12 protein-coding genes are annotated in these 11,118 nt (G+C 58.2%); 5 read left to right on the plus strand and 7 right to left on the minus strand.

Annotation, left to right across the window (positions count from 1 at the left end):
• Window positions 1–106: 106 nt before the first annotated feature.
• From AUC60_RS15695 to AUC60_RS15710, 4 genes are all read right to left on the minus strand, one after another.
• Window positions 107–2,572 carry a penicillin acylase family protein gene (locus AUC60_RS15695; RefSeq protein WP_087269186.1) on the minus strand — a complete coding sequence of 822 codons (2,466 nt, stop codon included), beginning with the start codon at window positions 2,570–2,572 and terminating at the stop codon, window positions 107–109.
• Window positions 2,573–2,979: 407 nt separating this feature from the next.
• Complete coding sequence (locus tag AUC60_RS15700) at window positions 2,980–3,621, minus strand: glutathione binding-like protein (protein WP_087269188.1); 642 nt, start codon at window positions 3,619–3,621, stop codon at window positions 2,980–2,982.
• Between the two features lie 106 nt (window positions 3,622–3,727).
• A complete protein-coding gene (locus AUC60_RS15705) occupies window positions 3,728–3,943 on the minus strand; it encodes an SEC-C metal-binding domain-containing protein (protein ID WP_087269191.1) in 216 nt (71 codons plus the stop codon).
• A gap of 4 nt (window positions 3,944–3,947) precedes the next feature.
• Complete coding sequence (locus AUC60_RS15710) at window positions 3,948–4,436, minus strand: LEA/WHy family protein (RefSeq protein WP_087269238.1); 489 nt, start codon at window positions 4,434–4,436, stop codon at window positions 3,948–3,950.
• A 101-nt stretch (window positions 4,437–4,537) separates the two neighbouring features.
• Here AUC60_RS15710 and AUC60_RS15715 point away from each other — a divergent pair, with 101 nt between their 5' ends.
• Complete coding sequence (locus AUC60_RS15715) at window positions 4,538–5,050, plus strand: hypothetical protein (protein ID WP_087269194.1); 513 nt, start codon at window positions 4,538–4,540, stop codon at window positions 5,048–5,050.
• A gap of 12 nt (window positions 5,051–5,062) precedes the next feature.
• Here AUC60_RS15715 and AUC60_RS15720 read toward each other — a convergent pair whose 3' ends face one another.
• Together AUC60_RS15720 and AUC60_RS15725 are read right to left on the minus strand one after the other, a co-directional pair.
• Window positions 5,063–5,536 carry a YchJ family protein gene (locus tag AUC60_RS15720; protein WP_087269196.1) on the minus strand — a complete coding sequence of 158 codons (474 nt, stop codon included), beginning with the start codon at window positions 5,534–5,536 and terminating at the stop codon, window positions 5,063–5,065.
• A 3-nt stretch (window positions 5,537–5,539) separates the two neighbouring features.
• Entirely contained in the window at window positions 5,540–6,037 is a 498-nt protein-coding gene (locus AUC60_RS15725; RefSeq protein ID WP_087269198.1) for a DUF6231 family protein, read from the minus strand.
• A 195-nt stretch (window positions 6,038–6,232) separates the two neighbouring features.
• Between AUC60_RS15725 and AUC60_RS15730 the strand changes: the two genes are divergently transcribed.
• The 3 genes from AUC60_RS15730 to AUC60_RS15740 all read left to right on the plus strand — a co-directional run bounded on the left by AUC60_RS15730 (window position 6,233) and on the right by AUC60_RS15740 (window position 8,159).
• Window positions 6,233–6,934, plus strand: a complete 702-nt coding sequence (locus AUC60_RS15730; protein ID WP_087269201.1) for a PA1041 family peptidoglycan-binding anchor lipoprotein — start codon at window positions 6,233–6,235, stop codon at window positions 6,932–6,934.
• A 198-nt stretch (window positions 6,935–7,132) separates the two neighbouring features.
• Window positions 7,133–7,408 (plus strand): DUF1145 domain-containing protein, encoded by a 276-nt coding sequence (locus AUC60_RS15735; RefSeq protein WP_087269203.1) that lies wholly within the window; start codon window positions 7,133–7,135, stop codon window positions 7,406–7,408.
• A complete protein-coding gene (locus AUC60_RS15740) occupies window positions 7,401–8,159 on the plus strand; it encodes a hypothetical protein (protein ID WP_087269205.1) in 759 nt (252 codons plus the stop codon). Before AUC60_RS15735 ends, AUC60_RS15740 begins: the two co-directional genes overlap by 8 nt.
• Window positions 8,160–8,335: 176 nt before the next feature.
• Here AUC60_RS15740 and AUC60_RS15745 read toward each other — a convergent pair whose 3' ends face one another.
• The gene (locus AUC60_RS15745; protein WP_087269208.1) at window positions 8,336–8,800 is read right to left on the minus strand and encodes a CopD family protein; all 465 of its coding nucleotides are present in this window, start codon (window positions 8,798–8,800) and stop codon (window positions 8,336–8,338) included.
• Window positions 8,801–8,930: 130 nt separating this feature from the next.
• Between AUC60_RS15745 and dinG the strand changes: the two genes are divergently transcribed.
• Window positions 8,931–11,075, plus strand: coding sequence for an ATP-dependent DNA helicase DinG (dinG, locus tag AUC60_RS15750; RefSeq protein WP_087269212.1), 2,145 nt, complete (start codon window positions 8,931–8,933; stop codon window positions 11,073–11,075).
• Window positions 11,076–11,118: the final 43 nt, after the last annotated feature.

Below are 11,118 nucleotides of genomic sequence, written 5' to 3' on the forward strand. Positions count from 1 at the left end.
ATGAAGCTGATTGGCCACACCTGTAGGAGCTGCCGAAGGCTGCGATCGCGGTGTCTCAGGAAGATCGCAATCGCAGCCTTCGGCAGCTCCTACAGAGGTGTTTATTCTATTTCCCTGGCACCAGCGTCAACCGCTTGCTGCCATAAGCCCGCTCGTAATTCTGTGTTTGCAGCGGGATCGTCTGGTACTGGCCCTTGAGCCAGGGTTCGATGCTGTTGGTGTAATGCGGGCTGGCCGGGTTACCGGACTGACCGATGTTGATCAGGCCGAGCATCGGTTCGCTTTGGCCGAAGTCGATGATCATGCGCATGCTCGGTACAGCCTGGCTGTCGAAGTTCTGACCCCATGGATACGCCGAGATGTTCAGCGTGTTGTGGTCACCCCCAGTTGCACTGGGGCCACGGTTGAAACTGTTAGCGGCGAAGTCGCTACTTTGCAGGGTCGAGCGATGCAGCTTGCCCCATTGCCAGGCTTTGCGATCAGTGCCCATAAGACTGTCACCGGCAGTGATGGCTGCTGCCAGACTGCGCGCCAGAATCGCGGGCTTGTCTTCTTTTTGTGGCGTTTTCACGTCATCCCAATACGGGCTGTCTTCGCGTCCCAGCAAATGATCGGCTTGTGCCGAGTACGACAGGCTGGCGTTCTGCACCAGCGCTTTCCATGCCGGGCTGGTTTCAGGACCAAGTTCGTCAAGGAAGATCTGTTTGGCGCTTTCCTGCAGGAACAGCTCATAAAGCGCCGCATCGGCAGACGTTGGTGTGAGTTTGCCGTCGAACGCCATCAGCCGGGTAAACGCTTCCCGGGCTTTGCTGCGTTCGGCTTCAGGCAAGGCGTCGATGGCCTGTTTCAACGGTTTGACCATACCCGGCGCTTCAAACATTTTTCTCAGTTTGGCGGCGAAGGTCGTGCTCTGATCGTATTGCATGGCAATGACGCTGCGGGTGTCCTGCTTGCCACTGTTGGCCAGTTCCGCAATACGTTCGGCGCGCTCCGGGGCTTTCCACGAGTTGGACAGCTGCATGCCGTAACCTTTCGGGAAGGTGCGCTGGTTGGCGGTGGCGATCCAGCCTTGCTGCGGGTTTTGATCATAAGGGTGCAGCATCGCGTCGGCGAAGCCATCCCAGTCGTAACGGCCTTCCCAGCCCGGCGAAGGCAGCAAGCCCAGGCCTTCACGGCGATTTGGATAGCGACCGGTAACTTGCCATGCGACGTTCGACGCATCAGCGAACACCATGTTCAGCGCGATTGCGCGGATTTCACGGCTGGCATCGAATGCCTTGTCGACGTTAGGCGCGCGGGACAGGTCGAAGAACGCGTCCAGACTCTTATCGTCTTTGAAGTCCGGGGTTTGCAACGCCAGCCCCAGGCTGTTGTTCAATTGGCCTTCACTCGGATTGCTGTTGAGCAACGCGCCATGACGGGTTGCAAAAACGGTCTCACGAATCGGGCGGCTGCCTTTGACGAAGAAAGTTTCTTCATGGGCTGTTGCGGGCAGCCACTTGCCATCGGCCAGGTACATCAAGCGGTTGTTTTCGCGTTTCAGCTTTTCCAGGAACAAATCCTGGTTGTCGCCCATCACCGAGGCCATCGACCAGCCCAGCTTGCCGTTGAAGCCACTCAGAATCAGCGGCAGACCCGCGATCGTGGCGCCAGCGGCCTGATATTTAGGGGCGCGGATTTGTACGAAGCTCCACGCGGAGTTCAACCCGGCAGGCAATTGCACGTCGTTGGCCAGCAAGCTTTTGCCGGTACGGCTGCGTTGCGGCGCAATGGCCCAGTTACTGGAGGCGGCGATGCCCAGCATGTTCAGGTCGGTCAATTGCTGGGCGACTTTATTCAGATCGCTCAGACCTGAAACCTGCCCGCCAAGGTTCAAGCCCTTGAGCTTGTCGGCTTCGGAAAACGGCAGTTCTTCGTCCGGATAAGTCGGCACCAGCCAGGCCAGCTTGTCGATACCGACTTTCTGCGCCAGCAGCAGCGAGGACAGTTCTTCTTGCAGGTTTGCCGACTGGCTGAAGTTCAGCAGGCTGAAGATCAGCGCCGAGTCTTCGGGTTTCCAGTAATCCGGACGATAGCCAGAGCTGGCCAGATCAGCGGGCAGTTTGTCGCGGTAGCGGAACAGGTAGGCGTTGACGCCACGGGCATAGACTTCAAAGAAGCGTTGCAGGCGAGGGGTCGACGCGCTGTACAGCTCGCTCGCGCTCTTTTTCAGATTCGCTGCGCGCATCAAACGGTCGATATCCAGTGCGCTTGGGCCGACCATTTCCGACAGTCGACCTTGTGCCAGCAGGCGCATGCTCAGCATTTGTGTGATGCGGTCGCTGGCGTGTACGTAACCCAGGGTAAAAAGCGCGTCATGAAAGGTGCTGCTTTCAATCAGCGGCATACCGAGGTTGGTGCGCCGCAGGGAAACGTTCTGGGCCAGGCCCTTGACCGCCACAGTGCCGGACGCAGGCAGCAACGAGTCGCTATCGCCACCGCCCAACTGGCAACCGCCAAGACTCAACAAACCCACCGTAGCGGCGGCAGCACCGAACCGGTTTACGACTTTGGAACGGGCTGGTGAGGCCATGGCAAAACTCCTGCGGGGGCTTAACGTATAAAAGGCGCTACGTTAGAGAGCGCGCAGGCGCCACGCAAGCGGGGAGAGGGAGTTTATTTCAGGATTTTTCAAAGGTCGTGGGGCTATTGGCAAATGTGGGAGCAACCGGAACGTGTAGTCCTTGGGACGAGGCAGTGTCAGGTTGACCCTCTCGCCAACAAGTTGCCTCCAGCCTGGACCGCGTGACACGGCTCTGCTCGGTAGGAGTCGCCCGCGTCGCTGACGCCGAAGCAAACACAGGACCTGTAGGAGCTGCCGAAGGCTGCGATCGCGGTGTACCAGAAGAAGTGCTTCGCAGCCTTCGGCAGCTCCTACAGAAATGCATTTCAATCCAGTATTTTGCTGTTTTTTGATGAGGGCAAACTTGTGCGCGAGGCTCAGATCTGTGGATTCACTTGGTCAACCAGCGCATACGCCCGCTTGGTCGCTTCACGATCACTGATGGCATCGAACCAGCGCTTGAGGTGTGGGAAGTCCTCCAGGTTCTGGTCTTGCCAGGTATGACGTGCGATCCACGGATAGATCGACATGTCGGCAATGCTGTATTCACTGCCCGCCACGAAGTCTCGATCTGCCAGACGCCGATCCAGCACGCTATATAAACGGGCAGTTTCATCGACGTAGCGTTTGATGGCGTAAGGAATCTTTTCCTTGGCGAAGCGGTTGAAGTGATGGTTTTGCCCCGCCATGGGTCCCAGTCCACCCATTTGCCAGAACAGCCATTGCAGTGCTTCTTGCCGACCGCGTAGGTCTTTGGGAATGAACTGGCCGGTTTTTTCCGCCAGATACAGCAGGATCGCGCCGGACTCGAACAGGCTGATTGGCTCGCCGCCATCGGCAGGCTCATGGTCAACGATGGCCGGGATGCGGTTATTCGGGGAGATTTTCAGGAAGTCGGGTTTGAACTGATCGTTCTGGCCGATATTGACCGGGAAGATTTTGTACGGCAGACCGGCCTCCTCAAGGAACAGCGATACTTTGTGGCCGTTGGGTGTGGTCCAGTAATGCAGATCGATCATCAAGAACTCCTCTTGGATGGAACGGACTGCCTGTTTTACTCCCGCAGGCCCCGACCGCACAAATGAAAACGGCCTGCAAGGCAGGCCGTTCGAGCTTCACGTCAGCTTACGCGCCGTGGCACTTCTTGAACTTCTTGTCGCTGCCACATGGGCAAGGATCGTTGCGGCCAACGTCCTTCAACGCGTTACGCACCGGTTCCTGATGGGCATGGCCGCAATTCGGACCGTGGACATGGCCATGTTGGTGGTCGTGGTGGGCGTGGCCATGATCGTCGTGATCGTGATTGCAATCGGGGCCATGCACATGGGCTTGCTGGTTCATCGGGTTACTCCGGAATAAAATCGCCGGGCATTATCTCGCCGTTGCGTCCAATACGCACGCTATGCGGAAACAAAAAGCCGGTCTTGAGTTTGCCTTCCAGCCGGTAATGGATCGGCTGGTCGGTTTTTTTCAGCATTTTCGCGATCTGCTTCAAGTCCTTCCAGAGATTGGTCCGGATCGGTACCGCGAAATTCCTGCTGCTTTGTCCGTCGACCACGAACCAGTCGGTGGACTCGCCATCAGCCAGCACAATGTCATTGAGCATGATTTTATAGCGCAGGCTACGCACCAGCATGCTCCGATCATTCGGGTTTTCGACCCGAAAGCGCAGTTTGAAGTCCTGTTGCAGCAGCTTGGCCTTGACCACTTGCACCTTGAGCAAGTGCACCTGAGGATCCTGATAGTCGCTGACGCGTACGGACGAACAGCCGTTCAACAGCGACAGCAGCAGACCCAGGCTCAGGATTCTTATGGCGTGCGCCTGTGAAAACATGTTGGTGCTCCATTTGAGGCCTTCGTTTGACAAAGCGACTGCCCATTCCTTTTTCATTAAGCTGCGGCATACTTCTCGCACGTACACCTGGAGTATGACCAATGAATCTGTATGAAATTGTATTCACTGGCCAACTGGTCCCCGGCGCCCAACTGGACAAGGTCCAGGCCAACCTCGGCAAGCTGTTCCAGAGCGACGCGCAACGGCTGGAGCTGCTGTTCAGCGGGCGTCGGCTGGTTCTGAAAAACAATCTCGATAGTGAAGCGGCGGAAAAATATCGATCCACGCTGGAGCGCGCCGGAGCGCTGGTCGAGGTGGTGGAAATGTCAGCTGTTAACGCCGAGGCAGACCCAGCCCGCGTGCCATCTCTGCGGCCCGGCCGACTACAGGTTACTCCTCGGGACGTTTACATGGCGGCCTTTGTTGCCGTTGATGCGCCGAATCTGGAGGTGTTCGAGGTGGGCAGCGACCTGCAGGATCAAAAGCCTGCACCTACGGCACCATCCGTGGATTTATCGCAGTTCAGTCTCGCACCGGCGGGCAGCGAATTGGGTCAATTGCCGAATAACCATGCCGCCGTGGTTCCGGACACCTCGCACTTGAAGCTGGTATGAGGCGGCTGCTTTTCAACTGACGTAGCTCGCACAACATTTCTTGTACTTCTGTTCACTGCCGCACGGGCATGCATCGTTACGCCCGGCTTTGAGTCCTACGGTCGGGTCGATGAAGTACCAACGCCCTTGATTCTGCACAAAAGACGAACGCTCACGATGGCTGTGTTCACCGCTGCCGTCATGCCAGCGTGCGGTGAAGGTGACGAAGGCGTGCTCGGGTTTGCCGCCGAATACCTCGGAGCTTTCCACTTCCAGCCCTAGCCAGGTGCTTTGCAGGCTCCACTGACTGATCGACTCGCGATCCAGCCCGGCCTTCTGCACTGGCAGCGTGGTGTCGAGCAAGTAATCAATCAGGCCAAGCACGTAAGCGCTATAGCGTGAGCGCATCAGTTTTTCCGCGCAGGGCGTGGGTTGCCCTGCGTGAAACGGTCCGCAACAGGCTGCCAGCAGATCCCCGCTTCCGCAGGGGCAAATCGCGCTATTCATGGCTTACCACCAGTATTTGCCGAAATTTTCCGGGTTGGCCCAGAACCTCGCGTTGAGCCAGTCGGGTACTTGTTTGTATTCGCGTAGATCATAGGTGTAGAGGGTCAGCACCTGTTCATCGCGGGTAAAGCGTTCGCTGGCCTGTAGCGCCAGTGAGTAGAAGTCAGTGTCTTTCCAGCCGCAGGCTTGCAGGTCAGCCAGTACCGCGATGCGGCTGGCGTTGAGGTTACGGATGCCGCCGAGCAGCTCCAGACCTTCACGCTTGTTGATGTGCTCGAGGCAATCGACGACCAGCGCCAGGTCAAAGCGTTGCGCGGCCAGTTCCGCTGATAGCACGCCGGGCTTGGCGTGAGCTATTCGGGTGTCTGGATGGGCTTCCTGAAATGCCTGTAACGCAGGAAATGCCTCGGCCCCGATCAACAGCAGGCTTTTAGGCGCTTGCAGGTCGAGCAGGGCAGCCAGAGCCTGTTGTGGCGTGCGAGTGGAAAAACCTTCGCTCATCAAAAATCCTCTTTATGGCCTGCAAGACTAGCGTGTGGTGCCGCCCAGACCAAGCACCGCTCCCACATAAGTCCGCATTATCTAAGTTACAAAATCGGAGAACCCCAATAAAACAAGGCTAAAAGTGGCGGGCTGGCACTTTGCTGTCTTTACTCCATGAGCGGCGGATTGGGCCGAACCTTGGGAGAAAAACTAATGAGAATAATCCGGACAGCATTACCTCTTGTTTTGGTCACCAGCGTTTTAACCGGTTGTGCGGGCCTGCAGAAGACTGACTGGCCACTCTGTGCATTGGGCGGCGGTGTCGCGGGCGCGGCGGCGGGTGCATTCCAGAGCGCAGCCGTATCCGCGGGGCTGGGGGGCGCGGTTGGTATTATGGCAGGCGCGTATTGCTGGGTTCATGGGGATGGCGACGATGACGGCGATGGCGTGAAAAACAGCGTCGACAAATGCCCGGACACACCAAAAGGTACCGCCGTTGACGCGACCGGTTGCCCGCTGGTTCCGCCAGCGCCGCCCGTAGTGGTTGAAGAGGTGGTGGTCGTCAAGGAGGAGGTCATCGTCATCAATGACGTGCTGTTCGAATTCGACTCTGCGCGTCTGACAGCCGCCGACAAATCGAAACTTGATCTCATCTCTACCCGTCTGAAACGCGAAGCACCCAGCGCACAACTACGCGTCAGCGGGCATACCGACAGTGTAGGCAGCGATACTTACAACCAGAAACTCTCCCAGAAACGTGCCGTTTCGGTAACGGACTACCTGGTCAGCACCGGGATTCCACGCAGTGCATTTGTTTCTGTCGAGGGTGACGGTGAAGCGCGTCCGGTTGCCGATAACTCGACCGCCAGCGGCCGCTCCCTTAACCGTCGAGTGGAGATCCAGATCAATCGCTAACGCTTTACCTCCAACCGTTGGCCCGGCATGCGTGCCGGGCCAATTCCGATTTCAGCCGTTCGGCGGTTGTTCCTCGCATCAGATTAATTTTCAGCTGTGCGCTGGCATATTTCACCTCGCAGGCGTTTACTGTGCGCGCAGAATTTTCTCGCAACGATAAGCGTTTGCAGACATAACAATTATGGACAGGCTCTGGCAATGAAGGTGTTTTGGGGATTGGGAAAACTGTTGACCGCAGCGTTCTGGCTGGTGGTGTTATTCAATCTGATGGTTGTGCTGCCGACTCCGTTTGCTCTTCTGATCAAACTTGCGGGCGGCCTGCTGGCGCTGATTCACATCGCTGAGCTTTTGCTCTTCAACGGCAGCTTGCGCGGGCGTCCACGTCCATGGCGCGACCGGCTGCGTATTCTTCTGTTTGGCATCTTCCACGTTCTGTCTCTCCCGAAAAAAGCCCAGGAGGCCGCTCATGCGTAAGCTTTGTCTGCTGGCTGCCTTTTGCAGCCCTTTGGCCATGGCCCAGACCATCAATGTCGAATCGCACTCACTGATGCGTCTGCCGAGCCAGACCAGTGTCCTGCAACTCGAGCGCCTGGAAGTCGCGGATTACGGCACTTTACTGATTCCGTCCGGGCTGACTGAAGTTAAAGTCGATCATCTGGTGCTGGGCCACGAAGCGCGCATCGCCATCGTTCCCAGCAGTCAGGCGCTCAATCTGGTTGTTCGCCATGGGCAGCTTGGCACGGGCAGCCAGATCACCGCTCGCGGTGCGCCGGGTACGTACGAAAAGCCGCCATTGCCGGGTCGTAATCTGACCTTGCGTGTTGAGCAGTTGCAAGGTGAAGAACTGTTCGTCGACGCTCGGGGCGGTGCCGGTTCGCCGGGTTATGTCGGCCTGGATGGCGCAAACGGTAAGGCGCCGGGTTGCACCTGGGGCAGCGCCGGACGCGGTCACAACGGTGATAACGGCGGTAATGGTCACGATGGCGCCGCCGGTGCGCAGGTGCGCCTTGAGCTGCCACAGGATTTCCCCGTGGAGCGCATCAAGGTTGATGTTCAGGGCGGTGCCGGAGGTTTGGCCGGTGCGGGAGGAAAGCCGGGTAAAGGCGGCGCATCCAAGGGTTGCTTCGTGTATCGGGCTGATGGCGGCAAGGCTGGACGTGCGGGTGAAGCGGGGCAGCCAGGAGCCGCCGGACCTGCCGGGGCATTGACGTTGCAGCGGTTGTAACGTCCCGCCCGACAACCGTTAGACCTTGTAGGAGCCAACTACAACTATCTGATTGGGAATGTTTCATTACCCGTAGGAGCGCGCTTGCCCGCGATCGCGTCAGCACAGGCGATATATCCACCGACTGACAGACCGAATCGCGGGCAAGCGCGCTCCGACAGGTCCCGGAGTTTTATTCAGAAGCCAGGTCGGGCCGCAGCAATCGCAACCACCGTCAGGCCGACCATCAGGTTGATCCCCACCAATCGGCGAATCCGGCCCAGTGCCGCTGCACCTTCAGCCCATTGTTCGGCTTCAACTGCACGACGCAGCTCAGGCAGTTGCAGTGACTGGATGCGGATGAACAGCGCCGTCATTACCACGTACAACCCCATCATTACCTGCACGTAGCGCGGCGCGGTCTCGAAGCTGACGAACTGCAGATTGATCATGCCGACCCCGGTAATCGGCAAGACCACGACCACTGCCCACACCCAGGCAAAAAATCGCGGGAACACTTCCAGCCACAATTTCAGGCGGGCAGGCCCCTGTAATGCGCTGACGACCGCCGGTCGCAGGACCATCCAGGCGAAAAACATGCCGCCAACCCAGACCAGTGCGGCTAAAACATGCAGGGTGTAGACGATGGAAAAGGGTGTCATCAGGTACTCCGTTCTGCGCGGATGGAATTTGCGGGGTATGATAGCCGCCTGCTGGAACTACTGAAGATATATCCAGCGTTTTGCGCTTTAATTTTTACCGATGCCTGTAGCGCCCGAGCCAACAAAACCCATGATCAGCAACGAACTCAAATCCCAGATTCAGGGCGCCTACTCGCGTTTCCTCGAAGCCAAGAGCCTCAAGCCGCGCTATGGCCAGCGTTTGATGATCGCCGAGGTCGCCAAAGTACTGGGCGATATCGATACCGATGAAGAAGGCCGACGCACCAGTGACCCCGCCGTAGTGGCGGTGGAAGCGGGCACCGGTACCGGCAAGACTGTGGCTTACGCGATTGCCGCGATCCCTACTGCCAAGTTGGCAGGCAAACGTCTGGTGATCGCCACTGCGACCGTTGCCTTGCAAGAGCAGATCGTCCACAAAGACCTTCCCGACCTGATGCGCAACAGTGGCCTGAACTTCACGTTCTCCCTGGCCAAGGGGCGTGGCCGCTACATGTGCCTGTCCAAGCTCGACATGCTGCTGCAGGAAGGTGATGCAACCAACGCCACCGCACAGCTTTTCGAAGAAGAAGGCTTCAAGATCGAAGTTGATGAAGCCAGCCAGAAGCTATTTACCAGCATGATTGAGAAGCTCGCCGGCAATAAGTGGGACGGTGACCGGGACAGCTGGCCCCAGGCGCTGGAAGATCAGGACTGGGCACGGCTGACCACCGATCATAGCCAGTGCACAAACCGCCATTGTCCGAACTTTCAACAATGCGCCTTCTATAAAGCTCGCGAAGGCATGGGAAAAGTCGACGTGATCGTGACGAACCACGACATGGTGCTGGCGGATCTTGCCTTGGGAGGCGGTGCGGTATTGCCCGATCCACGTGACACTTTGTACGTGTTCGACGAAGGACATCATCTTCCTGACAAAGCGATTGGCCATTTCGCACATTACACGCGGCTTCGTTCTACAGCGGACTGGCTGGAACAGACTGCCAAGAACCTCGCCAAGCTGCTGGCGCAACATCCGCTGCCGGGCGACCTGGGCAAGTTAATCGAACAAGTGCCGGAGCTGGCCCGCGAGATCAAGGCGCAGCAGCAGTTCATGTTCAGTGCCTGCGAGCAATTGGCCGACTTCCGGGCGGGTGAGGATATGCAAGGGCGCGAGCGCCCGCGTCATCGTTTCATCGGTGGCGTGGTGCCGGAACACATTCGCGAAATGGGCATCGAGTTGAAGAAAGGCTTTGCCCGCCTTGATGATTTGTTCACCCGTCTGGCGGACCTGCTCAAGGAAGGCATGGATGGCGAAGTGAATATCGGCATCGCCAGCCATCAGGCCGAAGAATGGTATCCGCTATTTGGCAGCCTGCTGGCTCGTGCCCATGGCAACTGGGAATTGTGGACCGCCTTTACCGCTGAAGACCCGGAGGACAGCCCGCCCATGGCGCGTTGGCTGACCCTGGCCGACAGCGGTGCGCTGTTCGATATCGAAGTGAACGCCAGCCCGATCCTCGCGGCGGAAATGCTCCGTCGTAACTTGTGGAATGTGGCTTACGGGGCGCTGGTGACTTCCGCGACGTTGACCGCCCTGGGCAAGTTCGACCGCTTCCGCATGCGTGCCGGTCTGCCCAAAGTCGCTGTGACGGCGGTCGTGCCCAGTCCTTTCCATCACGCCGACGCAGGCGTGTTGCGTGTGCCGGACCTCAAGGCTGACCCGCGTGATTCTGTGGCGCATACCGCCGCGATCATCCGCGAGTTGCCGGGGCTGGTGGAAGGTTCTCGCGGCACATTGGTGCTGTTCTCATCGCGCAAACAGATGCAGGACGTTTTCGACGGGCTGGAGCGGGACTGGCGCAAGCAGGTGTTCATTCAAGGCAACCTGTCCAAGCAGGAAACGCTGAACAAGCACAAAGCCCGGGTCGATGGCGGCGATTCCAGCGTGCTGTTCGGGCTGGCCAGCTTTGCTGAGGGTGTCGACTTGCCTGGCGCGTATTGCGAGCACGTGGTGATTGCCAAGATTCCTTTTGCCGTACCGGACGATCCTGTCGAGGCGGCTCTGGCCGAGTGGATCGAGGCGAGGGGTGGCAATCCGTTCATGGAAATCGCCGTGCCGGATGCTTCGCTGCGGCTGGTGCAGGCTTGCGGTCGTTTGCTGCGTACCGAGGAAGATCGCGGAACCATCACCCTGCTGGATCGGCGAGTGGTAACGCAGCGTTACGGCAAGGCGATCCTGAATGCACTGCCTCCTTTCAGGCGCGAGATATCCTGACCTGCTCAGTCAGAACTTAATCTTTCAGGTTGAACTTCATCCT

This window comes from Pseudomonas caspiana, assembly GCF_002158995.1.
Taxonomy (GTDB): Bacteria; Pseudomonadota; Gammaproteobacteria; order Pseudomonadales; family Pseudomonadaceae; genus Aquipseudomonas; species Aquipseudomonas caspiana.

What these genes read in the sequence shown, in the direction of transcription:
- AUC60_RS15695 (WP_087269186.1), bottom strand. Translation starts at nt 2,572, where the DNA reads ATGGCCTCACCAGCCCGTTCCAAAGTCGTAAACCGGTTCGGTGCTGCC.
- AUC60_RS15700 (WP_087269188.1), bottom strand. Translation starts at nt 3,621, where the DNA reads ATGATCGATCTGCATTACTGGACCACACCCAACGGCCACAAAGTATCG.
- AUC60_RS15705 (WP_087269191.1), bottom strand. Translation starts at nt 3,943, where the DNA reads ATGAACCAGCAAGCCCATGTGCATGGCCCCGATTGCAATCACGATCAC.
- AUC60_RS15710 (WP_087269238.1), bottom strand. Translation starts at nt 4,436, where the DNA reads ATGTTTTCACAGGCGCACGCCATAAGAATCCTGAGCCTGGGTCTGCTG.
- AUC60_RS15715 (WP_087269194.1), top strand. Translation starts at nt 4,538, where the DNA reads ATGAATCTGTATGAAATTGTATTCACTGGCCAACTGGTCCCCGGCGCC.
- AUC60_RS15720 (WP_087269196.1), bottom strand. Translation starts at nt 5,536, where the DNA reads ATGAATAGCGCGATTTGCCCCTGCGGAAGCGGGGATCTGCTGGCAGCC.
- AUC60_RS15725 (WP_087269198.1), bottom strand. Translation starts at nt 6,037, where the DNA reads ATGAGCGAAGGTTTTTCCACTCGCACGCCACAACAGGCTCTGGCTGCC.
- AUC60_RS15730 (WP_087269201.1), top strand. Translation starts at nt 6,233, where the DNA reads ATGAGAATAATCCGGACAGCATTACCTCTTGTTTTGGTCACCAGCGTT.
- AUC60_RS15735 (WP_087269203.1), top strand. Translation starts at nt 7,133, where the DNA reads ATGAAGGTGTTTTGGGGATTGGGAAAACTGTTGACCGCAGCGTTCTGG.
- AUC60_RS15740 (WP_087269205.1), top strand. Translation starts at nt 7,401, where the DNA reads ATGCGTAAGCTTTGTCTGCTGGCTGCCTTTTGCAGCCCTTTGGCCATG.
- AUC60_RS15745 (WP_087269208.1), bottom strand. Translation starts at nt 8,800, where the DNA reads ATGACACCCTTTTCCATCGTCTACACCCTGCATGTTTTAGCCGCACTG.
- dinG (WP_087269212.1), top strand. Translation starts at nt 8,931, where the DNA reads ATGATCAGCAACGAACTCAAATCCCAGATTCAGGGCGCCTACTCGCGT.